19 protein-coding genes are annotated in these 26619 nt (G+C 46.9%); 9 read left to right on the forward strand and 10 right to left on the reverse strand.

The window, feature by feature from the left end:
• The first annotated feature begins 309 nt into the window (after positions 1–309).
• From KV201_RS13485 to KV201_RS13500, 4 genes are all read left to right on the forward strand, one after another.
• Complete coding sequence (locus KV201_RS13485; RefSeq protein WP_226059624.1) at positions 310–987, forward strand: methylamine utilization protein; 678 nt, start codon at positions 310–312, stop codon at positions 985–987.
• Positions 977–3283, forward strand: coding sequence for an EAL domain-containing protein (locus KV201_RS13490; RefSeq protein ID WP_226059625.1), 2307 nt, complete (start codon positions 977–979; stop codon positions 3281–3283). Before KV201_RS13485 ends, KV201_RS13490 begins: the two co-directional genes overlap by 11 nt.
• 85 nt (positions 3284–3368) lie before the next feature.
• Positions 3369–4238, forward strand: coding sequence for a DUF3034 family protein (locus KV201_RS13495; protein ID WP_226059654.1), 870 nt, complete (start codon positions 3369–3371; stop codon positions 4236–4238).
• Positions 4235–4711: a group 1 truncated hemoglobin gene (locus KV201_RS13500; RefSeq protein ID WP_226059626.1), complete on the forward strand. Its 477-nt coding sequence runs from the start codon at positions 4235–4237 to the stop codon at positions 4709–4711. The genes KV201_RS13495 and KV201_RS13500 overlap by 4 nt, the downstream gene beginning before the upstream one ends.
• 79 nt (positions 4712–4790) lie before the next feature.
• On the opposite strand, the gene KV201_RS13505 is transcribed toward KV201_RS13500, so the two are convergent.
• Positions 4791–5264 (reverse strand): NYN domain-containing protein, encoded by a 474-nt coding sequence (locus KV201_RS13505; RefSeq protein WP_006082658.1) that lies wholly within the window; start codon positions 5262–5264, stop codon positions 4791–4793.
• Positions 5265–5557: 293 nt separating this feature from the next.
• Positions 5558–6421, reverse strand: coding sequence for a helix-turn-helix transcriptional regulator (locus tag KV201_RS13510; RefSeq protein WP_226059627.1), 864 nt, complete (start codon positions 6419–6421; stop codon positions 5558–5560).
• Between the two features lie 193 nt (positions 6422–6614).
• On the opposite strand from KV201_RS13510, the gene KV201_RS13515 reads away from it, so the two are divergent.
• Positions 6615–7526 carry a DMT family transporter gene (locus tag KV201_RS13515; RefSeq protein ID WP_226059628.1) on the forward strand — a complete coding sequence of 304 codons (912 nt, stop codon included), beginning with the start codon at positions 6615–6617 and terminating at the stop codon, positions 7524–7526.
• A gap of 72 nt (positions 7527–7598) precedes the next feature.
• Here KV201_RS13515 and KV201_RS13520 read toward each other — a convergent pair whose 3' ends face one another.
• Positions 7599–8366, reverse strand: a complete 768-nt coding sequence (locus KV201_RS13520; RefSeq protein ID WP_226059629.1) for a helix-turn-helix domain-containing protein — start codon at positions 8364–8366, stop codon at positions 7599–7601.
• A 142-nt stretch (positions 8367–8508) separates the two neighbouring features.
• Here KV201_RS13520 and KV201_RS13525 point away from each other — a divergent pair, with 142 nt between their 5' ends.
• A complete protein-coding gene (locus KV201_RS13525; RefSeq protein ID WP_226059630.1) occupies positions 8509–9672 on the forward strand; it encodes a multidrug effflux MFS transporter in 1164 nt (387 codons plus the stop codon).
• 83 nt (positions 9673–9755) lie between these two features.
• On the opposite strand, the gene KV201_RS13530 is transcribed toward KV201_RS13525, so the two are convergent.
• From KV201_RS13530 to KV201_RS13545, 4 genes are all read right to left on the reverse strand, one after another.
• A complete protein-coding gene (locus KV201_RS13530; RefSeq protein WP_226059631.1) occupies positions 9756–12899 on the reverse strand; it encodes a multidrug efflux RND transporter permease subunit in 3144 nt (1047 codons plus the stop codon).
• Entirely contained in the window at positions 12899–14008 is a 1110-nt protein-coding gene (locus tag KV201_RS13535) for an efflux RND transporter periplasmic adaptor subunit (RefSeq protein ID WP_012587082.1), read from the reverse strand. The genes KV201_RS13530 and KV201_RS13535 overlap by 1 nt, the downstream gene beginning before the upstream one ends.
• Before the next feature lie 210 nt (positions 14009–14218).
• Positions 14219–15013: an ABC transporter substrate-binding protein gene (locus tag KV201_RS13540; RefSeq protein ID WP_226059632.1), complete on the reverse strand. Its 795-nt coding sequence runs from the start codon at positions 15011–15013 to the stop codon at positions 14219–14221.
• Positions 15014–15259: 246 nt separating this feature from the next.
• Positions 15260–16288 carry a metallophosphoesterase gene (locus KV201_RS13545; protein WP_226059655.1) on the reverse strand — a complete coding sequence of 343 codons (1029 nt, stop codon included), beginning with the start codon at positions 16286–16288 and terminating at the stop codon, positions 15260–15262.
• A 1094-nt stretch (positions 16289–17382) separates the two neighbouring features.
• Here KV201_RS13545 and KV201_RS13550 point away from each other — a divergent pair.
• Positions 17383–19515 carry a hypothetical protein gene (locus KV201_RS13550; RefSeq protein ID WP_226059633.1) on the forward strand — a complete coding sequence of 711 codons (2133 nt, stop codon included), beginning with the start codon at positions 17383–17385 and terminating at the stop codon, positions 19513–19515.
• Between the two features lie 453 nt (positions 19516–19968).
• Here the strand turns inward: KV201_RS13550 and KV201_RS13555 are convergent, their stop codons facing one another.
• Positions 19969–20667: a DsbA family protein gene (locus KV201_RS13555; RefSeq protein ID WP_226059634.1), complete on the reverse strand. Its 699-nt coding sequence runs from the start codon at positions 20665–20667 to the stop codon at positions 19969–19971.
• A gap of 220 nt (positions 20668–20887) precedes the next feature.
• Positions 20888–21811, reverse strand: a complete 924-nt coding sequence (locus KV201_RS13560; RefSeq protein WP_226059635.1) for an MBL fold metallo-hydrolase — start codon at positions 21809–21811, stop codon at positions 20888–20890.
• A gap of 259 nt (positions 21812–22070) precedes the next feature.
• Between KV201_RS13560 and KV201_RS13565 the strand changes: the two genes are divergently transcribed.
• Positions 22071–23015: a LysR family transcriptional regulator gene (locus KV201_RS13565; RefSeq protein WP_226059636.1), complete on the forward strand. Its 945-nt coding sequence runs from the start codon at positions 22071–22073 to the stop codon at positions 23013–23015.
• A 342-nt stretch (positions 23016–23357) separates the two neighbouring features.
• Here KV201_RS13565 and ettA read toward each other — a convergent pair whose 3' ends face one another.
• The gene (gene ettA / locus KV201_RS13570; RefSeq protein ID WP_226059637.1) at positions 23358–25025 is read right to left on the reverse strand and encodes an energy-dependent translational throttle protein EttA; all 1668 of its coding nucleotides are present in this window, start codon (positions 25023–25025) and stop codon (positions 23358–23360) included.
• A gap of 189 nt (positions 25026–25214) precedes the next feature.
• Between ettA and glyA the strand changes: the two genes are divergently transcribed.
• A complete protein-coding gene (glyA, locus tag KV201_RS13575) occupies positions 25215–26468 on the forward strand; it encodes a serine hydroxymethyltransferase (RefSeq protein ID WP_006082644.1) in 1254 nt (417 codons plus the stop codon).
• The last annotated feature ends 151 nt before the right edge of the window (positions 26469–26619 follow it).

The following is a 26619-nucleotide window of genomic DNA, read 5'->3' on the forward strand; positions in this document are numbered from 1 at the left end:
GTTTTATTCAGCCAATGAGCTCGCAGTGATATTTGATCTCAGTAAGCACCATAGTCGATTTAAACGCTTGTGGTTATCCGTGCTTTAAATGTGTGTATGATGTTGTTTATCCATTATTTGTGGTCACTTTCGTGCGTAATGGCAGTTGGACGATTAGAATGATTACTGTTTTGGCGCTCTTCTATAGGTTCCAATGGAATATTCGATATATTAGTGATGTACAATGCTACACGAATAAAAATAGTTTGTTTTACGCCGTACTCAGCTAAGGTACTTGTTGACCTTGCATCACTATGCACGAGGTAACTGATGATCTTAAATCGCGCTTTATTTGCTCTAGTTCTGAGTGTTTCTGCCTCTCTGACGCCTCAAGTCATGGCCGCTGAGCTCAATATTAAGCTGGTGGATTTACAGCAGCAGGCGATTGCCGATACTGTTGTGGAGTTGATCCCGGCAGTGATGCCCGATAAGGCTTTGCCTGTTGGGCATTATGAAATGTCACAAAAAAATCGAACCTTTATCCCTTTTGTGTTGGCAGTCCCTAAGGGCGCCAAGGTGGATTTTCCTAACCTAGATCGCACTCGTCACCATGTGTATTCCTTTTCCGAGGCGAAACCTTTCGAACTTAAACTGTATGTGGGTCAAGCCGAAGCGCCGATCCTGTTCGATAAACCCGGCTTAGTCGCACTTGGCTGTAATATTCACGATTATATGCAGGCATTTATCTATGTGGCGGATAGCCCCATTGTCACGGTGACGGACGAAAAAGGTGAGATCCAGTTTAAGGATCTTGCGGCCGGTCAATATAAAGTGAAACTCTGGCATCCATGGCAGAAGGCGGCCTCCGAGCCGACTGAGCTAATGCTAACCACTGGCGCGAATCAACTCAGTTTGTCCTTAGACATTGAGCGCCAAGCTAAACCGTCAGCCCCGCCGTCGGGATTTGGCCACTACGATGCTCAAGGCAAGCCATTACATGCTAAATAGTTTTCGCGCTCGGCTGATTTTAGTTTTCTTTATTGTGCTGACTCTAGTGCAGTTTGCCACGGCATTTTCCGTATTGACGGCGACCGAAAGGGACAACTTTTTACAGCAACAAAAAAGTTTAGATATTGGTGCCAATGTGTTTCTCGAAGTTCTTTCTAATCGCGGTATTCAGCTCAGCCAAAGTTTGTCTGTGCTCAGTGCCGATTTTGGTTTTAAGCGCGCAATTGCCACCGGCGAGCAAGAAACCATTGAGTCAGTGTTATCCAATCACGGCTCTCGTATCGGCGCCGACGCCGCTGTATTGTTGTCTCCAAAAGGAGAGCTCTTGACCTCGAGTCTACCCGGACTCACTCAGGATGACATTCAATCCTTATTCGATATGACCACCAGCAATAACAATGCTTTAGCTATCCTTAATTTTGATCATGCCAGCTATCAGTTTGTGTTGCAGCCCGTGAAGGCGCCGACCTTGATTGCTTGGGTCGGAATGGGGTTCCTATTGGATGAGAAAGTCGCCCAACAAGCTAAAGCCATTACCGGTATCGATGTCAGCTTTGTCAATCAAGCCACGGGTCGCACCGAAATCGCGTCAACCTTATCCGACGATGAAAAACGCAGTGTGGTAGAGCAAGCGAGCCTATTCCCCAGCCTACTGAAAATGCCCAGTGAGAACATTCCCGTGGATTATCTGTCCATGGCGATCAAACTTTATGATCATAACGGCAGCCAATTAGCCCTACTGCATCAGTCAAACCTCAAGTGGCAGCAAAGTTATCAGCATCTACGCAATAATATGTTGCTGATTTTTGCCTTGACCTTAGCGCTGGCGATTGTGATTGCAATTTGGTTGTCGGGCAGTTTGACTGAACCTGTGCATCAACTGGTAACTTATGCCCGTAAAATTGGTCAAGGTAAGCAGCCTGGTAGTATTCAAGGTGCGCCAGCAGAACTGCGGGTGTTGGCCAAAAGTTTGTCCTTGATGCGCGACGATATTGAAGCGCGGGAAAAGGATTTAGTCTATCAATCCCGCCACGACAGTTTGACGGGATTGCTCAATCGTTTTGCGGCAAAACAGCATTTAGCGGATCTTAAAAATGAGCTATCCGGCGCTATGGTATTGCTGGATATTAAACATTTTCGCCATATCAACGACATTATCGGTTTTGCTAACGCCGATACTTTGTTGCTGCTTTTTGCCCGTCGCTTAGAGCAATTAGCGCCCACTCCGAATTTACTCGCGCGATTAGACGGCGACTCATTTTTACTCCTGTATAGCCAAGGTATTCGTCCCGAGCACTTGCTGAAATCATTGGATATGTTGGAGTCGCCATTTCCAATCCAAGGCTCAAATATCTCTCTTACCGTGCGGGCGGGATTACTTGAAATCGATGGCAACGGTGCCGATATCGATGTGTTAGTGCGCCGCGCCGAAATTGCCCTCAATCAAGCCTGCCTTGAAGAGCAACGCATTGTCAGTTATCGTCAGGGCGCCGATGAGAAATACCAGCGTGAACTGACTATTATCCGCGATTTGCCCATAGGTTTGGCGCAAAACCAACTCTATCTCGTGTTTCAACCTAAGGTGGATTTACACTTAAATCAGTGTACTGGCGCCGAGGCACTGATCCGCTGGCAGCATCCAACCTTAGGGTTTATCCCGCCCGATGAGTTTATTCAACTCGCTGAAAACTCTGGCAACATTGATATAGTCAGCCAATGGGTGTTGAAGCAGGCGATTAAACAATTAGTCGCATGGCAGCAGCGGGGTATGCAGCTAAAACTGGCCATTAACCTGTCGGCCCATGATTTAGTCGATACCCGCTTGCCGAATCAAATTGCTAGTTTATTAAAAGATAATAATCTGCCAAGCGGCGCACTCTGTATTGAAGTCACCGAAGGTGCTGTGATGAAAGATGCACAGACTGTGGTGAGCGTATTGCAGCGATTCCGTGACATGGGCGTGTCGGTCGCCATCGATGACTTTGGCACAGGGCATTCATCCTTAGCTTATTTGAAAATTTTGCCCGTCAATGAAGTGAAAATTGATCGTAGTTTTATCAAAGACATGCTCACGAATAGCCAAGATGTGATGATAGTAAACACGAGCATTCAGTTGATCCACGGCCTAGGGTTTACCGTCGTGGCTGAAGGGGTTGAAGAACCAGAAGGCGTTGAAATCCTGCGTAACCTCAATTGCGACATCATCCAAGGCTATGTGTTTTCAAAACCCTTAAAAGCGGCTGAATTTGATCTGTGGTTCGAAGCGTTTAACCATGCAAATCCCGCAGACACATAAGTTAATTTACCCAAGAAAGCGCACAAAAGGCGTTAAAATTAGACGTCTTCGAAAGAATAAAGCGGAGTAGCGAGTGAACATTGCCATGAATGCATTGAAGTTGAATTCATTAGCTTGGAATTATGTGAAGGCTTTGCCTTGCCTGTGTTTACTATTGGGCACAGTTCCTGCGTTTGCCGAAGGTAGCCGCGTGGTTGCGACTGGCGGCGGGACGACGATTGAGGGCAGTGCTGGCGGTGGCATAGTGCCGTGGGCGGTGATCAACGGTTATGGCAGTAGCGATGAATGGTCCGCTACGGCGATGGCGACAGGCGTTTATGTCGATGACTTTACGCTGAAAGTGATTGGCGCTTCCTTGAGTTTTGATAATCGATTCGAGCTCAGCGTTGCGCGGCAAACCTTTGATTTAGATACTATGGGCGGCGAGTTAGGCCAAGATATCTTTGGGGTAAAATACAAGCTTGCTGGCGAGTTACTTTATACGGCTATGCCGCAAATCACCTTAGGTGCCCAGTATAAAAGAGTCGATGACTTTGCGATTCCTCAGGCGGTTGGGGCGCGGGATGATTGGGGGGTAGATGTGTATATTGCGGCCAGCAAAGTTTTTTTCGATGCGGTGGCGGGGCGCAATTTATTACTTAATGGTACCGTGCGCGCGACCAAGGCGAATCAAACGGGTTTATTGGGTTTTGGTACCCAAGCCAGTAATGATTACCAGTTTGTGCTCGAAGCGTCTGCGGCGGTATTGTTGACGGATAATGTGGCGCTGGGTATCGAATATCGCCAGAAACCCAATGAGTTAGCTTTTGCCCGTGAAGATGATTGGCAGGATGTGTTTTTAGCGTGGTTTATCAATAAGCATCTTTCCGTGGTCACGGCTTATGCGAATTTAGGCAGTATTGCGGGTTTTGCCGATCAGCAAGGTTGGTATGTGTCGGTGGAGGGAACACTATGAGTCGTTTATTGCTGAAGCTATTACCTGTCGCCGCTTTGGTTTTTTTCACTGGCTGCGCAGTGCAAACGGCTGAAACATCGGCGCCACAGGTTAACTCAAATAGAAACACCTCCAGCCAGCAAACCTTATACCAAGAGCTAGGTGGTGAAGCTGGTTTATCGGCGATTGTCGATGGCTTACTTGCCCGTATAGCAACCGATCCACGCATAGTGCATCACTTCCAAGAGACGGATATTGCGTTATTTCGTGAGCGCGCCATTGAGCATTTTTGTCTGGTTGCTGATGGCGGTTGTGTGTATCACGGTGAAAATATGTCACTGAGTCATCAAGGGTTGAATATTACTCAGGCGGATTTTGATGCCTTAGTGGGCCATTTAATTGAATCGATGAAGGAGCAACACATACCATTATCGACCCGCAATGCCCTCCTAAAACGTCTCGCACCTATGTATTCGGACATTACCTATCATTAGATGTGTTGTAACTTTGATGGCTAAAATAGTGAACTTCAGATGCTGCTGTCGTGATCGATAGCAGCATTTTTTATGGGTGCTAGAGCAAGAGCGCTTCATCGATGGGGTGAAATTGAGACGCTGCATCCCTTAAGGATTTAGCCGTCAGGGTAGGGACGCCATAGACTTGGGTTTCAACGCCATATTTTTGATGGATTTTTTGCAGCAATAAATCGAAATCGCCATCACCAGACAATAAGATAACAGTATCGACTTCACTCGCCGCTTCCATAATATCGATAGTGATCCCCACGTCCCAATCGCCTTTGGCTGAGCCATCGCTGCGCTGAATAAACGGTTTTAACTTCACCTCAAAACCTATGTGCTTTAGTGCGTCTTGAAATTTCAATTGCCCATCGTCGCCCTTATGGATGGCATAAGCCACGGCCAACGCTATATCACCTTCATAACCTAAGTGCTGCCACAGTTTACGATAATTAAATTGGCGACCATAGGCTTCGCGGCAGGTGTAATAGATGTTTTGTACATCGACAAATAAAGCGATTTTCTTCACAGAGTACTCACGTCAGTAGCAGCTAAGGCATGACTATAACACAGACTGGTGTGGCGGTTTTGAAAGGCGCGAAAGTGTGAACTTTACTGAGTCATTTCCAGCGCGAGCATGTTCTATGTACTTACATTTTACGCTCATAATGCCAATGAACCGTTTGATTTATCAGCATTGCGACTTCATATACTACTGAAAAATAATCCCTTTAATGCCAAGTTTAACCAGCGTGCCTAAACTCAGGCTATGGGCAAAGATTAACGCAGGATTGAATCGAGCAGGGAAATCACTTGAGTACCTTAGCGGCCTTGATGATGCTTTTGATATTCGCCCGGTGACATGCCGCTGAGTTTTTTAAAGTAACGGCCCATATGGCTTTGATTAGCGAAGCCATTATTGAGGGCGATATCGGTCAAGGATTGCCTTGAATGACTTAAGCTTTGTTTGACCTTTTCGATGCGCACTTGCAGCAAATACTCCTGCGGCGTCATCGCAAATTGGCATTTAAACATGCGGCAAAAATGGTACTCGCTAAGCTGGGCAATCTCGGCCAGTTCAGACAAGTAAATCTGCCGATGTGAATGGCAATAAATAAACTCTTTGATCGCTTTAGCCACTTTAGGTGCTAGCCCGCCCTTGATTGGCCCCACCGACAAATTAAAGCCGGAACTTTGTAGTAACGTCACCAGCACAGTGTCGGTTACCTGTTCCATCATCAGATGGTTATCACTGGTCTGCCAATTGAGCCCGGCAACTTGATGCCGAAATAGCGCCTCTAACCTCGGATTATCGACAAAGGTCAGCTCAGGTAAACGCACTTGGCGTGGATCTTTATCAAAGACTCGCACGGCCAGTTTCTTCAGATGTTCATCGCTAAAATACAAATGCATAAATTGCTGCGGTTGCCCCAGTTGCCAATGGCTTTGGCAGCCTTGGGGCATAAGGCAAAACTTACTGGGCGCGCCATAGTCGGCCTTGATATCGGTTCTGTGGGTTTCGTAGCCGCCATCCAGATACATGCTCAGCGTGTGTTGTGTGTCGTTTTGGTAATACAAACGCTCGCCCGCATTTTGATAATGGGCCCAAGATAAATCCTCCGTAATCACTTGTTTGCGAAGACAGGTTTTAGCTGATTTATCAAAACTGGTGTATTTGGGCTCCATGGGGTCCTTGTTTTCTCACTGGCTAAGTGTTTTATCTGTCCAAATTATCGCACTTATTAACGCCGCTCAACGTTCGCTCGCGATTAAAACCGCAATATCGTGTTATGACCCACAAGATGGTGACATAAGGATGAAAGCCATCGCTGTATAGTTCGCCTAATTAAGTATTTTATGAAGGTGAGGGGGACTCATTATGGCTGCTGTGATGTATTTGCTGATGATCTTTGTGTGGGGTTTTTCGTGGATTGCCATTAAGTGGCAGCACGGTGAGGTGGCGACGGAAGTCTCGATTTTTTATCGCTTCGCGATAGCGAGCCTGTTGATGTTCGCCTTCGGCTTTGCCTTTAACAAGCTGCAAGCGGTAAAGCTTAGGCAGCATCCTTGGTTTGCACTGCAAGGTGTGTGTCTATTTTGTTTGAACTTTATCGCGTTCTATACCGCAACCCATTATATCGCCAGCGGTTTAACGGCGGTGATTATGGCCACTGCGCCCATTTTTAATGCGATACATGGCCGCATTTTTTACGGCACGCCCACTACCCGCAACTTTTGGTTAGGAGTCAGTGTCGGTCTGGGGGGCATTATCTTACTCTTTGGCGCCGATTTGCTCGCGACTCAGTGGTCACAAACCTTAGTGTGGGGCTTACTGTTTTCGCTGCTAGGTACGTGGTTTTTCTCGATTGGCAATATGATCAGCATGCGTAACTCGCGCGATAATGTGTCGCCTTTTACCTCGACAGCATATGCCATGTGCTACGGCAGTGCGGCGTTACTGCTGATCATCTGGTTTAAAGGTTTAAGCTTTAGTTTACCGCTCACAACGAGTTATCTTGGCAGCCTGTTCTACTTAGCCGTTATCGCCTCTGTGATTGGCTTTACCGCTTATTTGATCTTGGTTGAGCGAATTGGCGCTAACGCAGCGGCGTATCTGTTGGTGATAACCCCTGTGGTGGCGCTTAGTGTATCGAGTGTGTTTGAGGATTATCACTGGACTTGGTATTCAAGTGTGGGACTCTTGCTGGTCGCGCTCGGTAACATGTTAACGCGCCGCCAACGACCGCTTGCTTGGTTTAAGTCTTCTACCACGCCAGCGCTGAAAGCCTAACGTCGCAGCTAGCGTCATGATGCACATGAGGAAAGGCTCGATTCGACGATTGTAAGTCAGTCGAGCCAGTACTTATTTGAAATATTGTGCCGGTGTGGTGCCGGTATATTGCTTAAAAAAGCTGATAAAGGCACTGTCACTGGAAAATTGTAAATTAAAGCCCACCTGCGCCACCGATTTCCCCGCTGCTAATTGTTCAATGGCCGAGAGTAAACGCCATTGCTGGCGCCATGCTTGATAAGCCATTCCCGTCTGTGCGCTAAAAATGCGGCTAATTGTGCGTTCACTGGCTCCGATTTCTACTGCCATATCCTTAAGATTAGCTGGCGGTTTTTGGTGTAGCTGCAGTTGCGCAAGCCAGGTTTTTAAACGTTTATCCTGTGGGAGGGGTAAAGCCAGATTTTCTTCCGCGGCGTTGCCCAATTCTTCGCAGAGCAGCAAAAAGGCATTGTGCTGAGTGCTTCTTGGTTTGTCCCAAGGCCAAAACGACATAGTGTCGATTAACGCTTTGAGTAGCGGGTTTACATGAAAAATAGTGACTTTATCGGGTAATGAAGTGACGGTTTCTGGTTCAAAGTAGAGTGAGCGATAGGCAACCACATTACGCATGGTGACGCTGTGCTTAACACCAGCTGGCAACCAAGCCGCACGCGTTGGCGGTAACACCATTTGAGTCTCGGCTAGGGTGAATCTCATCACGCCTGTGGGAGCGTACAGCAGTTGCGCCTTTCTGTGGTGATGTACTCCCGAGTCGTGTTCGCCCATATCTGCGGCAATGCCAATGACCAGATTATCCAGCTGGTCTGGATTAAATTGCTGTTCAGGTAGAATAAAGGCCATTTTGTCCTATTTTTGATGTTTTTTGTCTAAGTGTTGCTAATGGACACATTTGGATTTTATCTATACTGCGCCATCTTTGACAAGTATGGAGCGACATTTCGGTAAACCAACTCATTTGGATGACTGAAATGGACTAAAAATCATGAATATAAAACCACCATTAGGGCTCGTTGTGCTGCTAATGATGTTTCCGCAAATTATGGAAACCATTTATAGCCCTGCTTTGCCTAATATTGCAGAAAACTTTGCTGTGTCGGTTGCCGCTGCATCGCAAACTTTATCTGTGTACTTTATGGCCTTTGCCATCGGCGTATTTTGCTGGGGCCGCTTAGCCGACATTATTGGTCGCCGTAAAGCTATGCTCGCGGGATTAGTCTGTTATGCCATTGGCTCAGCATTAGCCTTGATGGTTAGCGACTTTAGCCTGTTGTTGATGGCCCGCGTATTGTCGGCCTTTGGCGCGGCAGTGGGGTCTGTGATTACCCAAACTATGATGCGTGACAGTTATAGCGGAGAGGAATTAGCGAAAGTATTTTCTGTAATGGGTATGTCACTTGGAATAAGCCCAGTTCTCGGATTGCTATTGGGCAGTATTCTCAGTGCGTATTGGGGATATCAAGGGGTGTTTGTCGCACTCATGGTCTCTGCAATCGTGTTGTTATTTTTGTCGGTAAAATATCTACCCGAAACTAAACCCGCACATACTCAGAAAATCGCGATAGGCGAGTTAGCGATTAAGATGCTTACCGATAGTGGGATTATTAACAACACCTTGTTGGTGGCGGCGTTTAATCTGATGTGGTTTAGCTACTTTTCACTGGCGCCATTTATGTTTGAGGCGCAAGGGTTATCGACGCTTGCCTTTGGTACCAGTGGCTTACTGTTAGGCTTTGGTACATTCCTTGGCAGTTATGTTAATAAAATAATGCTCGGTCGAGGCCACACTGGTGCACGACTGGTTCGCTTAGCCAGTGCTATTGCACTTGTCGGTGGATTGGGGATTTGGCTGATCCAATCGACCTTTATAGGGCTGAATAATGTTTACTTTTTAGCGCCTATGCTATTGATTGTGATTGCTTACGGTATCGCGATTCCGAACATACTCAGCTCGGCTCTGGCAAACTACCGCACCTATGCGGGCTCTGCTGGCGCACTCTTCGGACTGTTTTATTACATTCTGTTGGGACTGGGTTTAGGCGGCACGGGAATCGTTCACCATTTAGGTATGGTGATTACGTTAAGTGCACTGCTTTGTGTTGGATTAGGTTTACATTTTGGCTTAGCCAATAAAGTAAAAAATGCTTAAGACGTAAATGAGAAAAAGCCAAGGCACTGAGTGCCTTGGCTTTTTTTATGTGATTATTTACATTGATGAGTAGGCGTGAAGAGTTAGGCTTTAGGTGCAAGCTCCTGTTGTTTTGCCGCCGCCTCTTGGGGCGCTAACTCTTGTGCTTTAATTGCCGCTTCAAGCTTAGCTTCAACATAACCCGGTGAATGGGTCGCTGCCGAGATTAATCGATACATGGCAGGAATGACGAGTAGGGTCACAAAGGTGGCGAATGCCATACCGAAGAACACTACAGTACCCACAGCGATACGACTTTCTGAACCTGCGCCCGTCGAGAAAATTAACGGCACAGCGCCCACTAAGGTGGTGAATGCTGTCATTAGGATTGGCCGCAAACGACGGGATGAAGCGTCGATAATGGCTTTATCGAGTTCAAAGCCGCGGTCACGCAATTGGTTAGCAAACTCAACGATAAGGATACCGTTTTTGGTCACCATACCAATCAACATGATCATGCCGATCTGGCTGTAGATGTTGATCCCTTGACTTGTGAGTAGTAGACCTAAGAAACCACCAAACACGCCCATTGGCACAGTAAACATCACCACTAATGGGTTGATGAAACTCTCAAACTGCGCGGCTAAGACTAAGTAAGCGACCAGTAAGGCCAGACCAAATACGATGAAGATACTGCTTTGGTTTTCCTTAAAGTCTTTGGATTCGCCCGTGTAACCAATGGAAATATCTTTAGGCAATAATTCAATGGCTTTAGCATCAAGAAACTTTAAGCCTTCACCTAAGGTGTAACCTTCACTGACGTTAGCCTTGAGGGTGATCGATTTTTGCTTATTGGTGTGACTTAATCTTTGTGCCGAAGCAATCTCTTCGATATGGGTCACGGTATCAAGCGTCACTAATTCGCCTTTACCGGAACGCATGTAGATTTGGCTAAGATCGCCAACGTTGTTAAAACTGTTTTCATCACCGCGCAAGTACACATCGTACTCTTCGCCGCGATCCACATAGGTGGTTTCGGTGCGACCGCCGAGCATGACTTCTAAGGTTTGCGAGACGTCATCGACACTGATCCCCAATTCCGCTGCGCGCTCTTTATCAACCGTCACGATAAGCTCAGGCGTGGTTTCGGCGTAGTCTAAGTCGGCACCTTCCATCATAGGGCTGGCGTTGGCTTCTTCTTTGAGCACCTGCGCCCACTTAAACAGTTCGGCATAGTCCGAACCACCAAGCACAAATTGCACCGGTTCACTCGATTGGCCCCTAAAGCCTGGCATCATAGGGCGAACCATGACATCGGGAATGTCTTTCAATGCTTTGCTAATAATCCCAAGCGCTTGCTGTGCGGATTCGGTGCGTGTGCCCCAATCTTCAAGCTGCATGATCACAAAGCCTGTTTGATCGCCCGCACGGCCACCAAACGCGGGGGCTTGTACGCTGAAGGAGCGCAGCACACCTTGACCCAGCAAGGGCATGAGTCTGTCTTCGACTATGTCCATGTTGGCTGTCATACGGTTATAACTGGTGCCTTCGGCGCCTTTAACAAAGGCGAACAACACACCGCGGTCTTCCTGCGGCGCCAGCTGTGACGGCACTTGTTGCATTAACCAAGCACTGCCGCCGATACAGGCGAGAATAACTAAGGGCGCGAGTAGACGAAGTTTAATCGCCCGAGTAACGGCGACGCGATAGACGCTTTCCATGCGGGCAAAACCGCGATCGACCCAACGATTAAAGCGATTCGGTTTGACGTTGGCTTTAAGTAACTTGCTGCTCAGCACGGGCGTAAGTGTCAGTGCTACTAAGGAGGAAAACAGTACCGACACCGCCAACATCACGGAGAACTCGGTAAACAAGAGTCCAACCATGCCCTCCATAAAGGAAATCGGCAGGAATACCATGACTAATACCGCCGTGGTGGCGACAACGGCAAAGCCTACTTCGCGGGTGCCTTTATAGGCGGCGAGTAACGGCTCTTCGCCTTTTTCGATATGGTGGAAAATGTTCTCGACCACCACAATCGCATCATCGACCACTAGACCGATGGAGAGGATTAACGCCATTAATGTCAGTAGGTTAATCGAATAACCTAGCATGTTAGCGGCGATAAATGCCGAGATTAACGATACCGGAACCGTTACCGCAGGGATGAGTGTCGCCCGCGCTTGTCCGATAAAGATATACAGCACGAGTACCACTAAGGCGCCCGTGACATAAAGGGTGCTATACACCTCGTTAATCGAGCGGTCGATAAATACGGTAGAGTCGAAGTCGACCACTAGGCTAGTGCCTTCGGGCAGGAAGTCTTGTACGCGGTCGACTTCTTGGTGCACTTCTTTGGCTACGAGCAATGGGTTAGCATCGGACTGGGCAATAATGCCTAAACTGATGTTAACGATACCATCGCTTTTGAAGGTCGAGTTTTCGTTTTGTGCGCCGACAGCCACATCGGCCACATCTTTTAAGTAAATAGGCGTGCCATCGCTGGTGGTACGCACCACAAGGTAGTCAAAATCCTTTGGCGTGTAGTACAAGCGTTTGGTACGCACCGACATCACAGTAGTGTCGTTTCGCACTTGGCCGCCGGGTGTTTCGATGTTTTCTTTGCGCAGCGCGTTCGTTATGTCGGTGACTGTGACATTGCGGCCCGCCATTTGCTCGGGTCTGAGCTTGACGTACATGACCTTGTATAAACCGCCGGAAATACTGATGGAGCTCACGCCACTGATAAGGCTGAATCTGTCCTCTAACACGCGCTGGGCGTAATCCGTTAATTGAGTGCGGTCCATCACACTCGAACTTAAATTAACATAGACGGAGGGCTCGCCCGAACCGTTGTCTTTGGAGACAACAGGATCTTTCGCATCTTCAGGCAGCCTGCGCTGGGCGCGGGCCACAGCGTCACGCACATCACTTACGCCTTCGGTTAAGTTCCACCCGAGGAGGAATTTCACTGTGATACGCGAGCTACCATTACGGGTGGTCGACGTGATTTCGTCGATACCACTGATCCCCGTTAGTTCATCTTCTAGGGTTTTAGTGATCTGGCTTTCCATAATGGCCGCCGACGCACCCGAGTAACTGGTGCTAATGGTGACCACAGGGCTTTCGACGTCGGGCATTTCCCGTATCGACAATTTAGAGAAGGAGACTATGCCGAATACGCACAGCAGTAAGCTTAAAACGATGGCAACGACAGGGCGTTTAACCGAAACATCGGATAACCACATTATTTAGTCTCCGTAGCTTTTGGGCTTGAAAGCTCAGCCGCACGGGTAGATGCCTTGGCATCTAGCGTCACTTCATTGATTTTCAGGCCATCGCGCATATTCACTAAGCCTTGTACGACGACTTTGTCACCTATGTTCAAACCGTTTTCAATCAAGACTTGGTTATCGATACGCGCACCTAACTGCACTTCGGTGCGGTTGGCGATGTGATCGGCGCTAACCACGTACACGTAACGTTTAGTGCCTGAATATTCAAGGGCTTGTACTGGCACCATAGGTGCTGAAATTGCAGGGAACGTGATAGTGGATGACATCATCATGCCGGGTTTTAAGCGATTTTTTGGGTTGTCGAATTGCACCCGCACTTTAAGGTTTAATGTTTCTTCATTGACGCGTGGATCGATAGCGACAACTTTGCCAGTAAAGGTTTCATCCGGCCAAGCACGGCTGGTGGCCGCCACTTGCATTCCTATGCTCAATTGCGACAGGAAATGCTCTGGCACTTGTAAGTCGAGGCGCATGCTAGATAAATCATCCAGCGACATTAATTCAGTGCCTATGCTGACCATCTTGCCTTCGCTGAAATTAATCAGACCCGTATTGCCCGCAAACGGCGCAATCAGCGAGTGGTAATGTAAATCCGCTTGGGCTGAAGCTAAACGTGCTTGGGCGATATCCACACTGGCTTTTTGTGCGTCAATTTCGGTTTGGGTGATGGCGTTACGGCTGATCAGTTTTTCAAATTCTTTGAGTTTACGTTTTTCATCGTTGAGAAACGCATTGGCCTCGGCGACGGCGGCTTGGGTTTTCATATCATCGAGTTCGATGAGCAACTGGCCTTTTTTCACCGCTTGGTTTGAGGTCACGGCGACTTGCTTAATCTTACCTGTGACTTGCGGCGCGATGATCACTGCGCGTTCGGCAGCGAGTTTGCCGATAAGCGAGATAGATTGTGCTAACGGATATTCAACGACTTCCCCCGTGACCACTGGAACGGTACGCATAAGGTGGGGAGCGCTTTCGGGTTTGGCTGCTTGAAGGACATCACTAAAACTCACCGCTGTGGCGATAACCGCAAGCAGGGCAATGGCAATAATGGTTTTTTTCATTGTAATTATTATCTCGCGCAAAGGCAGTTGAAAAAGGTGATAGCTCTAATGGGGCTATTCTAGTGAATAACCTACCTGAGTTGGGTAAAAGTTTGTAAAGGTAAGCAAACGAAAATGAAAGAAATTGTGTTTTTTGAGCCTTGAACACAATTCAACGCGGCTTTTGCGGTTTTTTTGTGCAAAGGGCCAGTGAGAGAAGACCCACGTGTGCTAGGGATGGATCTCAGTACGCGTTTTTTCGACTGGGGCTTGAGTCGTTTCAACCTGAGGATATTGGCTTAAAATGGAAGCTAATCGACCATCGCTGCGCATACTTTCTAAGCCTTGATTAAAATCCGTTACCAACTGCTGATGATCTGTCACGGCCAGAGACACCCCTAAGTGAAATACCTCTGTCGCTATGGGTTGACCGACTTGTTCAAAGGCATCGTCATATTCAGCGGGGCCTTTCTTGATTAAGTATCTGGCTAGGTTATGGCCAATCAAGACTAAATCAATACGCTTTAAAAATAGCTTCTTGAGGTTCATTTCATCCGAATTACCTTCTTCGGTGGTGAGCCCTGCGGCGAAGATTTCGGGTGGATTAGCGTAACCGCGACCTATGCCAATCGTGTAGGGCTTGAGCTCAGAGAGCTGGCTGAAACTCAGCGGCGCATCTTTACGTTTATAAAACACGATTTGTACGGGTTGGATTGGCGCAGAATATTGGGCCCATTGCTCACGCTCTTTACGATACCAGAGTCCAATAATGCCATCGGCTTGGCCTGTTTTAACGAGTAGGGCTGCGCGAGCGAAGGGATAAAACTTGAGGCTGGCATTGTAGCCTTGGCGTTTAAAGGCTTCTTTGACCACTTGGGCGACGCCGCCCTGTTCGGGTAAAGCATCGGCATAAAAAGGAGGGTAATTAGTGGCGACTAAATGGAGTTCTCGACCCGCAAATGCGGGCTGGATAAAGCCGAGCATAAACAAGTAAAAGCCAGATAATGTGAGTAATTTTTTCCCCATTTCTACTCCAGCACTTAGGTGAGTCGCACTTGGCTTGAGTATAGTCAGAGTTAATAAAAACTGGCGAACTTATGGACATTAAGATGCGTGCATGTTGAGAGCCATGCAGATTAAGAACGCTACAGATTTAGAACCATGGTGGGCGCCTGTTTTACCCTTACTTATTTATTCCTGAGCGCCCTCGCTTATTCATGCATTAGGGCGCCAGGGCATTCACGATTAGGGCGAAGGCATTAGTGAGGCAGGTTATAGCGAAACCTGCTCACCCTGATACAGACCGCGGGTGAGTTTGCCGGCGTCAATAAGTAACAGTTCACCGGATTGACCATTCTTAATGCTGCTGTCTATAGCAATGATTTTATTGTGATAGAGGCCAAGCACTTGCTCCTGCGATGTGTGTCCAACGACAATATGCTCGACCTTGAAATAGTTCAGTATGCTATCGATATCCGACTCTTTCAGTTCATCTTTAAAGTAACCACGATACCAAGTTGGACCATTGGTAAAAAACAGAAAGTTGAGTAAATCATCTTTCTTCAAATCGGCTTTTTTATCATCTAAATGCTGACGAAATAGTTGGTTAGCCTCGCTGATATGTAATTTACGCTCGACCCATTCAGGGCTGATGCCGCCGTGCATAAACAAGATATTATTGATTTTGACTAAGGTGTGTTTGCTGCGAAGCCACTGGCCGATTTCGGTGTCTTTGTTGTAGAGCCCATCGTAGTGGCGTTTGAGTAAATCTGCCGAGACTTGATAGCGTTCGTTGACGTAGCGTAAGTCGCCGCGAAACACCATTTGCTCGTGGTTGCCCATGAGTAGATGTAAGCGCCCGCCCGCAGCTTGAGCTTCTTGATCTAAGGCATATAAAAACCACAATACTTCATTGACTTGATGGCCACGGTCAAACATGTCTCCCGTCATCACCATATGACCGTCATCAAAGGCCCAGTGGTTATCTTTGTCGATAATCTTATGGGCTTTTAGTAAGTTAATCATCACATCAAATTGGCCGTGCACATCGCTAAGGGCGACAACTTTACTTACATGAGTAAAGGTATCGGGCTCAACCGTGGCCGCTAGTGTGTGAAGATGGGGCTCTGGTAATTCACCGCAACTGGCAGGGCGGGTTAATTGCGCCTTCGCAATCGGCGTTTGTTTAAGCTCACTCTGGCAAATCCAATAGGCAGTGTCTTTTTGAGCATCGTTTAAAAACACATAAGGGCCATCGGTGACCGAGTTAGACATTGATATTAAAGCACTGGAGTCCGGCATTGGAGCGCCAACGTCAGCAGTTGCAAACACGGGTTGACTTGTTAAGGCTGTCATCGCGATCGTGACGAATATATTGGCGATGAATACAGGTGTGGCAAGTTTGCTTGTTAGCAATTTCAGACTACGAAGTGACACTGTGCCTTCCTTGATAATTGTAATAGTAACGGTGGTTTATGGTTGCAATCACCGCAGAAATTTTGCCCAAGTGAGATTCCTATCTTGCCAATCTGCAGGCTTAGGTTTAATGGTGATGTAATAAAAATGTAACTTACTTTGTTGACTATAACTTATCAAGTAAATCAGAGCACTAGCCAGTAAGCTATAAGTCCTACAGTGATTAAAATATTTAAATAAAGATAGAGTTTTATCAATCTGGAAGCATTTTGACTGTGTTTTAGGTTTTAAAGTCTTAGCTTTAGGCTTTAAATTCAAAGTTTGTCAGTGATCAAGTTAGTGTCTGTTCAGTCGCGCTTCTTTTAAATGCTTAGCGGTTAGTGACTATTTATCTTAAAGCCCGAGTAAAACTTAGCATCGATGAGATGATGTTTCGGCTCTGAACAGGGTCACATATTAATCCTCATTTTTTAATCAACAAGTTCTCCCGCATATTCCTTTAATCACATCAAGTTGATGTGATGATGACCCTTTTGCTTAAACGCTTTAATATCAGAAGGATGCTCAAAGAGTGAACGCTATTTCAGTCATGCGGGAAAATATGTCCATACAAAATGGAAAAGTGCACAGGTCAATTCCTGCATATGAGGTAAGCATATGGAGATGATGAGTGTAGGATATTGACCATTCCAACTGTTGTTACATTGTTATAAATATCAATCGCTTGTATTTTAAGCTGTTGCTGTAACTCGGTTGTTTAGCGGGATAGCTTAACACAAGGCATATTTTGTAACCGATTAGCGTGTTGCAAATGTGTTTCTTGGGTGGGTCATAGTTAAGTTATTGGTTTGTTGAGTAAAAATCAAGCTGTAGCCATTAAGATTTCCTTTTAGAATTGCGCATCGACGACTACTTAGTCGTTGGATTGAACTGCCTTCTAGACAGTTCACTTTATTGGACTCATTTTCATAGGGAATCACATGAAAAAAATCAGTTTTTTGGCTTCTGCAATCGCCTTAGTTCTTAGCGGTTGTGGTGGTAGCGACGATACTCAGGTTGCTGAACAAACCTTCCAAGTTAAAGCTATTGATGGTTACTTAAGTAATGCGGAAATTTGGGTGGGTGATACTTGCAGTACTAAGGTTGCCGTAACCTCTGCTGACGGCACTGCCGAGCTGCCTGTTAAATATCAAGACCAAAAACTGTGTGTTAAAGCTGTCGTTAATCAAACAATGGATAGCAGTCGCGGTATCGTCACTAACAACTTTGAACTTCAGGCCCCAGCAGGCTCCGCAGTAATTAGTCCAATGACTGATTTGGTCGTTGCCCAACTAGCTGCCAATAGTGGTATGACAGTTGAAGCTGCACAGCAGGCGGTTGTTACCAAGTTTGGGGCACTGGGTGCTAATGCTGACGTTTTGTTTGGTGATTATATTGCAGAAGCCGCTAAAGGCAGCAAAACGGCGCAAGGGATCACTGTTATTGGTGAAACTTTAGTTGATGAAAATGTCAACATTGACGGCTACTTGGCTGAGCTTATTAAGGTTGTAGCAGATAAAGTTGATTCCGATGATGCTTCTTTAGCTGACTTCGATCCTGTCATTGGTAAAGATGGTTCAGTTTCTGTTAACCACAGACCTCATATTGTGTTATCCACAAGTGAGCAAGACAAGCTAGAAGCGATTAGTGTCGCTTTAGGTGATGCAATTGAGCCTATCCAGTTGGCTGAAGCTTTCGCTGATAGTGATAATAATACGTTCACTCTGAGTGTGTTGCCCGAAGGCGAGGCTAAATTAGCCGAATTGGGTCTAGTATTTGATGCAAGCACTGGCATCTTGTCTGGAACGCCATTAAAAGCAGGCGAGATTGAACTGCAGGTTTATGCAACTGACATTAATAATGCGCGCTCATACCCTCTGGATATTGAGATTGAAGTTATTACTTCGAATAAAGCGCCTACTGTTGATAGCAATGAGAAAGTCGAGATCACTGCAGATCTGGCTAAGTTAGCGCTGATAACGGGTACAGCTGTTGATTCTGTGATTGAGCTAGATGAATTGTTTGATGATGCCGATAGCGATACCCTGAGCTTAACGGTTAACGCTAATATTCCTGGTTTAACCTTAGCAATTGTTCAGCAAGATGATTTAACAGTGAAAGGCAAGCCAACTGCCGCTGGTGATTTTGTTATTACCGTAACGGCTAACGATGGCAAAAATGCCCCTGTAAGCACAGAGCTTAAAGTTAGCATTGCTGAAAATCAGGTAACCCCAGAGCCAACTCATCCATTAGAAGGCAAGACTTGGTACAGGTTGGAACATGGCAACTATGATGGAGTTGAAGGGGATAATCTTAATTATTCTCGCGTTTGGTGTGACAGTTTCCGTTACCAAGACGGTAAGATTTTTGTTAATGCGCGTACCCCTGAAAACCGTACCACTTGTAGTGCAGCCAATCTTGAATTGACGGGTTCTAGTTACAAAGTTGAAGGTGACAAGCTGGTTGGTTCATACCGTTTTGAAGCCGATGGTCTGGTTAGCGAGGAGTTATTTGAGTTTGCTGTTCTTAAGTCAAATGATGATATTGCAACTGGCGCTAAGCTGATGATGTACACAGTTACTCGCAATGAAGCCACTAAGCGTGAACGTGAAATGTGGTTTAGTAATAAGCGTGACGTTGAAGCACGTATTGGTATTAAGTCAGATGATAAACCTCTGAAGCGTGAATTTCCGATGTATTTACCCGCCGCGTCAGCCAATACTGACAAATTAGGTAAAGTCACTGTACAAATGTATAAGCCAAATGCTTTACCACGTGTAGATGTATTCTTTGATAATCACAATGGCGAGTTTACTTGTAAGAGTGTTCGTGAGTTTTATGGTTCTGTAACCATAAGTGGTGATAACTTCGATGGGCCTTTACATCAGATGTATCAACCAGTCTCAACATCTTATTGTTCTGAAAACGATGGTACTGTTATCGGCTGGAACTTGCCGCCGTTAGCTGTTAATACCGTCTATAGCATCATACTGTTACCTAAAGCCAGTGAAGCCGAATGGATTGAGCCTGTGTACTTAAATGTTAAGTGGACTGGCGAAGGTAGCAACGAGTAATCCTCACTTATAAAGTAAATATTTAGAGTTATATTCAGCACCGCTTAACGAAGTTAAGCGGTGCTTTTTTGGATAAGTGGCTCAATAGAATGCTTAAGTCAGCGGCTATTAACTTCGGAGAGGGGCGTTCAGATACTATTTTTACAGTGATTTTACTGGTTTTTATGCAATGTAAAGTCCGTACTATACTGTTATGCTTCATAAGCTGCTGATAAAGAATCAGAAACCCCAGTCAAACGCGAGTAGCCGTATTTATCGTGTCCTCGTTTCGCTATCATGATCTGCTATAACGAACGAAATTTAATCTCGAAATGCCAATCGTCCTTGAAAACTTATAAAAACCTCTAATTGTGGTTTTTCTTTGTTCTTGATAACTCTGCTTAAAAATTAAAAGTTCATCAATTAAAAGCATATTAACTAAGACGCGATCAATGACGACTACTCACATTAGCATCAAGATTGCGACTCAAATTGCGCTTCAAGATGGCTTAACCACTGGGCGGGTTGGCCGTAGAAGCGGTTGATATTAATGGCGGTGATGTTGCCGTCATCACCCTCTATAGCCATCGAAGGGAAACCTTGGGCACCTATCAGATTCAATAATGCTCTGGACTCAACGATATGCTCATACAGCTTGTCTTCACCTTGGGCATAATGCTGCGCAAAGCTCATAGGGTCGAGCCCAAGTTCAGCGGCTAAGCTTGCGAGATTACCTTCATCACTGGCGCTGTGACCATCGCGGTAATGGGCCAGTTGTACTGAGTGTAGATAGGCCAAACTGTCGCCGCCCATAGCATCGACTGCGAGCATGGCTTTAATGGGGGGCGCCGAGTCGAGTACGACTGTGGTATCGCGCAGCAGACCATCGAAATAGTTCTCACCAAAAGGCTGTCCGGTTAGCTCGGCAATGCGCAGATCGTGGGGCATAACATAGTCGCGCCAGTTGGCATCGATTTGTTTGCGTCTTGGGCCTGTGAGCATACCGCCGCCGTGGAGCTTAATGGTAAAGCCAGCTTTGGCTGCAGCATCGAGTAACGGCGCTGCGGCATAACACCAACCACATAAAGGGTCGATAATCGCGTGCAGAGTACGCATTTTGGCCGCTGGTGTGCTGTTGGCCGTGCTAGCAGAATGAGTTGTTGGGTGAGTCATAGTATTAAACCTTGTGGCTTAAGTTCGTCGTTACATTAGCGACTTAAGCCCTTTGAAATCATCGATTAAAATCGTTAGTTTGGTACCGTTATTTAGGTGCAGTTATTTAGCTAAAAAAATGGCACGCAATCGAACACGTGCCTGTCTTTAACTGTTTGCACTTAACTATCTTTTACACCTAACTAGCTGTACCTCATCGCCGAGATAGGTATGGCTGGACTTACATAGGCCAGGTCATTTCGCCCATGTAAACTTTGGCACTGATCTCAAGCCCTGCATCGGCTGGCATTTGTGGGTATAGCGCCAGCATCTTTTGGATTAATTCGGCTGAATCTTTCGAGGCTTTTGCTGCGACTTCAAAAGCTTTTACATAGTCACGGGTAAAACCGATGGCGCGGGTATCAAATCGCGCTTCGCCTAAATAGTGTCCTGGGATCACTGTGGTCGGCAGCAGTTTTTCCATCGCATCTAAATGAGTGAACCATTCCTGACGCTCTGCGGTAGTTTGAGTGTCAGCCATCCAAACATGCGTGTTATCAAATACTTCTACGCCACCTGTAATGGTTTTTGCCGATGGCACCCACAGGAAAGTGTGTTTAGGGTGTTTATCATTGAAACCTTCGATAATCACTTGCTCACCGTCGATAGTGAAAGTGTCGCTGTGAATCGCCTTAGGTAACACTAATTCACTTGGCGCATTGTCCTTTAAAATCGGACCCCAGTAGGCGAGCTTGCCTTCCATTGAGGCTTTAATGGCATCGACTGTGGTTTGAGTAGCGACGATTTGTGCATCGGGGAAATTCTTTTTAATCACGGCTAAACCGAAATAAAAGTCAGGATCGCTATGACTGATATACACCTGAGTCAGTTTTTTACCGCTGGCCTTAATGGTATCAACCAAGGTTTGGGCATCGTTATTTTGAAATTGTGCATCGACTAACATCATTTCGTGTTCGCCGCTGATAAAGCTCGATGACACGGCAAAGATGCTGTTTTCGCCCGGATTAAAATGGCTCACTTGCAATGGTGCCGCATTGACCGCGCCGAGTCCCGCTAGCAGTAAGGTAGCGGCTAGACTGATTTTAGACGAGGCCTTCAATGTGGCGTTAACTGTGTTGCGTATAGCATAGGTCGATGTGTTCATTTTTGGCTCACTTATAGTCACAGGATGAAAGAGTAAAAAGGTTCGATTTAGCATTCATTGATTTGCAGCTGCTGCAAAAAGTGAGTTAAGTATAGGTTGCAATAATCAATAGATAAATGCGAGTATCTGCCCATGTTTGTTGCATTAATCGGACGAATAGCCGGATGTACTCTTAGTGATTATTCATGTGGGGCGCGAGTATGTGAGTGAGCCTTCGAGTGATTGAACGTTATTGATTGAACGTGAGTGGAGATAAATCATGGACAGACTCGAAGCGGCTAAGGTGTTTGTCACTATTGTCGAGCGCGGCAGCATGGTCAGCGCCGCTAATGCCTTAGATATGTCGCGTTCTATGGTGACCCGTTACTTGAGCGAAATGGAAGAATGGTCCGGCGCTAGATTGTTGCATCGTTCGACGCGCAGTCTCAGCTTAACGCCAGCGGGTGAGCAAGTGCTGGATTATTGCCATCGACTGCTCGAACTGGCGAACGAAGTGCCAGCGGTGAGTCATGCTTCGGTGGCGATTCCGCGCGGATTATTGCGCATTAGCTGCTCCCAGTTTTTGGCGCATCAGATTTTAGCGCCCGTGGTGCACCAATACTTAGCCAGTTATCCGCAGGCGAGTGTGAATATCCACGTGAGTAGCCAAACTGTCGATCTGGTCGCCGAGCGGATTGATCTGGCGATTCGCATCACCAATGAACTCGATCCCAATCTTATCGCAAGGCGCTTGGGGGAATGTGAATCTGTGGTGTGCGCTGCACCGAGTTATCTTGCCGCGCGTGCCGCCGTGCTGCATCCCGAAGATTTGACCCAGCATAATTGCTTAACCTATTCCTACTTTGGCGATGTGATGTGGCGGTTTTATCAAGCCGATGTGGCTGCGAAACAGGCTCAGGCGCTGAACTCCGATCCTAAGTTAAACCAAGGTCAGGCGTTTAATGTGCCTGTGAATGGTAATTTTAGCGCCAATGATTCTATGGTGGTGCTCAATGCTACGCTGGCAGGTGAGGGGATTGCTATGCAACCGCTGTGGGCGGCGAGACCCTATTTAGATTCGGGTCAGTTAGTGCCATTGTTAACTGAGTTCATGCCGCAGTCACTGGGTGTATATGGCGTATATCAATCCCGCAAACACATGCAACCCGCACTCAGGGTGATGATGGACATGCTGGTGGCTTATTTTGCCAGTTTGAAAAGCTGAGTCGTTTTATCGGAACTATTCGACAGCATCCAATAAAAACAAGTCGATAAAGCGAGTCCAGAAAAACTATTCATAAAAACTAGCTCATAAAAACTTCCCCATAAAAAGCATCCAATAAAAAGGAGCGCAGATCCTTCGACCTGAGCTCCTTTTTGGCTTAATCACTTTATGCCGTGTTGGTTATTTTTAACTTAGCCCACTAGGTCTGCAAATAACCGCAATCGCCATGGATGGCGTGAATGCCATTTATGCAGGAGCAATAAAGGGCCTTGCCTAAAGTGCGTTACATTCCCGCTGAATCCTGCATCTTCAGGTTGTTTGGGTATATAAGTGCTAAAACGACTACTTAATCATGCGCTTGTATTTCAAGCGGTGTGGCTCAACCACATCGGCGCCATAGGTGTTTTTCAACCATGCCGAGTATTCTGTGTAGTTACCTTCGTAGAAGTTCACTTGGCCTTCGTCACGGTAATCCAGAATGTGGGTCGCGATACGGTCGAGGAACCAACGGTCATGCGAAATCACCATAGCGCAACCTGGGAATTCCAGAATCGCTTCTTCCAGTGCGCGCAGGGTTTCAACGTCTAAGTCGTTGGTGGGTTCGTCGAGGAGCAAGACGTTACCGCCCGCTTGCAGCAGTTTGGCTAAATGCACGCGGTTACGTTCACCACCCGACAAGGTGCCGATGACTTTTTGCTGATCGCCACCACGGAAGTTGAAGCGGCCCACATAGGCGCGGCTCGGGATTTCCATGTTGTTGATACGCATGATGTCTTGACCACCGGAGATTTCTTCCCAAATGGTGTTCTTATCATTCATCGAATCGCGGAACTGCTCAACCGATGCCAGTTGCACAGTATCACCCAGCTCAATACTGCCGCTGTCTGGCGTTTCAGCGCCGGATAACATGCGGAACAGGGTTGATTTACCCGCGCCGTTGGCACCGATAATACCGACGATCGCGCCCTTAGGCACAGAGAACGACAGATTGTCGATGAGTACGCGGTCACCGTAAGATTTGGTCAGGTTATTCACTTCAATAACCTTGTCGCCTAAACGTGGTCCGGGCGGAATAAACAGCTCGTTGGTTTCGTTACGTTTTTGGTAATCGTTAGTGTTCAGTTCTTCAAAGCGCGCCATACGGGCCTTGCCTTTAGACTGACGGCCTTTGGCGCCTTGACGTACCCATTCCAATTCTTTGGCAATGGTTTTTTGACGAGCGCTTTCGGTAGCCGATTCTTGCTTCAGACGGGCATCTTTCTGCTCAAGCCATGAAGAATAGTTACCTTCCCACGGAATACCTTCACCGCGGTCGAGTTCTAAAATCCAGCCAGCGGCATTGTCGAGGAAGTATCTGTCATGGGTAATCGCGACCACAGTACCTGCATATTCCTGCAAAAAGTGCTCAAGCCACGCCACAGATTCAGCATCCAAGTGGTTGGTTGGTTCGTCCAGTAACAGCATTTCTGGCTTTTCAAGCAGCAAACGACATATCGCTACGCGGCGACGTTCACCACCGGATAACACTTCGATTTTTTCATCCCAATCCGGCAGACGCAGGGCGTTGGCGGCGCGCTCAAGGACGTACTCTAAGTTATGGGCATCTTGGGCTTGGATAATGGCTTCGAGTTCGCCTTGCTCTTTTGCAAGGGCGTCGAAATCGGCGTCCGGCTCGGCGTAGGCAGTATAAACGGCATCGAGGCGAGTTAGGGCATTTTTTGCCTCTGCAACCGCTTCTTCAATCGCTTCACGCACGGTTTGATTCGGATCGAGTTTAGGTTCCTGCGGCAGGTAACCGATTTTCAATCCCGGCATTGGGCGCGCTTCACCTTCAATTTCGGTGTCGATACCCGCCATAATGCGCAGTAGTGTCGACTTACCTGAACCGTTGAGGCCGAGTACGCCAATTTTGGCGCCGGGGAAAAAGCTTAAAGAAATATCTTTAAGGATCTGCTTCTTAGGCGGAACAATTTTACCCACCCGCAGCATGCTGTAAACAAACTGAGCCATTTTTCTCTATCTTAAGTGACTAATGATGCGGCTAATTCTACTCGATTGCGCGCCGAACTCAACTCGACAATGAGCCAAGTTCAAGCTAAATCCATAGGAATTTCATGTTTCAAATACTGGGATTGTGGTCGCGTTCCGAGTAGAATACCGCGCAACCCTACCTATAAGAATTGGCAGCTGGAGTAAGCAATGCTGAAAAAAGATATGAATATCGCAGATTATGATCCGGAACTGTTTAAGGCAATTCAGAATGAAACTCTGCGTCAAGAAGAGCATATTGAGCTGATTGCTTCTGAAAACTACACCAGTCCACGCGTGATGGAAGCGCAAGGTTCACAGTTAACCAATAAGTACGCTGAAGGCTATCCAGGCAAGCGTTACTACGGTGGTTGTGAGTATGTGGACGTAGTTGAAACCTTAGCGATTGAACGTGCTAAAGAATTGTTTGGCGCAACTTACGCTAACGTACAACCTCATTCAGGTTCACAGGCAAACAGCGCTGTTTACATGGCATTGTTAAAACCTGGCGATACCGTACTGGGCATGAACTTAGCCCACGGTGGTCACTTGACCCACGGTTCACCCGTTAACTTCTCTGGCAAACTGTACAACATCATTCCTTACGGTATCGACGAGTCTGGCAAAATTGACTACGACGAAATGGAACGTCTGGCCGTAGAACATAAGCCTAAGATGATGATCGGCGGTTTCTCTGCCTATTCTGGTATCGTTGACTGGGCAAAAATGCGTGAAATCGCAGACAAAATAGGTGCTTACCTATTTGTCGATATGGCGCACGTTGCCGGTCTTATTGCTGCTGGCGTTTATCCAAACCCAGTACCACACGCACACGTTGTGACATCAACGACTCACAAAACCTTAGCGGGTCCTCGTGGTGGCGTGATCCTGTCTGCTGCTGACGATGAAGACTTGTACAAAAAGTTGAATTCAGCGGTATTCCCAGGCGGTCAAGGTGGCCCATTAATGCACGTTATCGCCGGTAAAGCGGTTGCGTTCAAAGAAGCACTAGAGCCAGAATTTAAAGTGTACCAACAGCAAGTTGTTAATAACGCTAAAGCTATGGTTGAAGTGTTCCTTGAGCGCGGTTACAAAATCGTCTCTGGCGGAACCAGCAACCACTTAATGTTAGTTGACCTGATTGGTCGTGACTTAACGGGTAAAGAGGCCGATGCCGCCTTAGGTAGCGCTAACATTACCGTGAACAAAAACTCAGTGCCAAACGACCCACGTTCACCCTTTGTGACCTCAGGTGTGCGTATTGGTACGCCAGCCATTACGCGCCGCGGCTTTAAAGAAGCGGAATCGAAAGAGCTGACTGGCTGGATTTGTGACATCCTTGATGATGCAAGCAATCCTGCTGTGATTGAGCGTGTTAAGGGCCAAGTATTGGCACTGTGTGCACGTTTCCCTGTTTACGGCTAATTTGCTGACGCATCTACGCTAAGTAGATGACTGGCTGAGAGTGATCGCTTGCTGACTAGGTAATTACATGAGGTACTTACATCAGGTACTTAGCATCCGATAGTTAACCTCAGCCCATAAATAGGATAAAATCCCATGGCCGCATCAAGCG

Origin of the sequence: Shewanella sp. SR1 (genome assembly GCF_020447145.1) — a bacterium.
Taxonomy (GTDB): Bacteria; Pseudomonadota; Gammaproteobacteria; order Enterobacterales; family Shewanellaceae; genus Shewanella; species Shewanella baltica.

Coding starts and splice junctions, on each gene's coding strand:
- KV201_RS13485 (WP_226059624.1), top strand. CDS start 310: ATGATCTTAAATCGCGCTTTATTTGCTCTAGTTCTGAGTGTTTCTGCC.
- KV201_RS13490 (WP_226059625.1), top strand. CDS start 977: ATGCTAAATAGTTTTCGCGCTCGGCTGATTTTAGTTTTCTTTATTGTG.
- KV201_RS13495 (WP_226059654.1), top strand. CDS start 3,369: ATGAATGCATTGAAGTTGAATTCATTAGCTTGGAATTATGTGAAGGCT.
- KV201_RS13500 (WP_226059626.1), top strand. CDS start 4,235: ATGAGTCGTTTATTGCTGAAGCTATTACCTGTCGCCGCTTTGGTTTTT.
- KV201_RS13510 (WP_226059627.1), bottom strand. CDS start 6,421: ATGGAGCCCAAATACACCAGTTTTGATAAATCAGCTAAAACCTGTCTT.
- KV201_RS13515 (WP_226059628.1), top strand. CDS start 6,615: ATGGCTGCTGTGATGTATTTGCTGATGATCTTTGTGTGGGGTTTTTCG.
- KV201_RS13520 (WP_226059629.1), bottom strand. CDS start 8,366: ATGGCCTTTATTCTACCTGAACAGCAATTTAATCCAGACCAGCTGGAT.
- KV201_RS13525 (WP_226059630.1), top strand. CDS start 8,509: ATGAATATAAAACCACCATTAGGGCTCGTTGTGCTGCTAATGATGTTT.
- KV201_RS13530 (WP_226059631.1), bottom strand. CDS start 12,899: ATGTGGTTATCCGATGTTTCGGTTAAACGCCCTGTCGTTGCCATCGTT.
- KV201_RS13535 (WP_012587082.1), bottom strand. CDS start 14,008: ATGAAAAAAACCATTATTGCCATTGCCCTGCTTGCGGTTATCGCCACA.
- KV201_RS13540 (WP_226059632.1), bottom strand. CDS start 15,013: ATGGGGAAAAAATTACTCACATTATCTGGCTTTTACTTGTTTATGCTC.
- KV201_RS13545 (WP_226059655.1), bottom strand. CDS start 16,288: ATGCCGGACTCCAGTGCTTTAATATCAATGTCTAACTCGGTCACCGAT.
- KV201_RS13550 (WP_226059633.1), top strand. CDS start 17,383: ATGAAAAAAATCAGTTTTTTGGCTTCTGCAATCGCCTTAGTTCTTAGC.
- KV201_RS13555 (WP_226059634.1), bottom strand. CDS start 20,667: ATGACTCACCCAACAACTCATTCTGCTAGCACGGCCAACAGCACACCA.
- KV201_RS13560 (WP_226059635.1), bottom strand. CDS start 21,811: ATGAACACATCGACCTATGCTATACGCAACACAGTTAACGCCACATTG.
- KV201_RS13565 (WP_226059636.1), top strand. CDS start 22,071: ATGGACAGACTCGAAGCGGCTAAGGTGTTTGTCACTATTGTCGAGCGC.
- ettA (WP_226059637.1), bottom strand. CDS start 25,025: ATGGCTCAGTTTGTTTACAGCATGCTGCGGGTGGGTAAAATTGTTCCG.
- glyA (WP_006082644.1), top strand. CDS start 25,215: ATGCTGAAAAAAGATATGAATATCGCAGATTATGATCCGGAACTGTTT.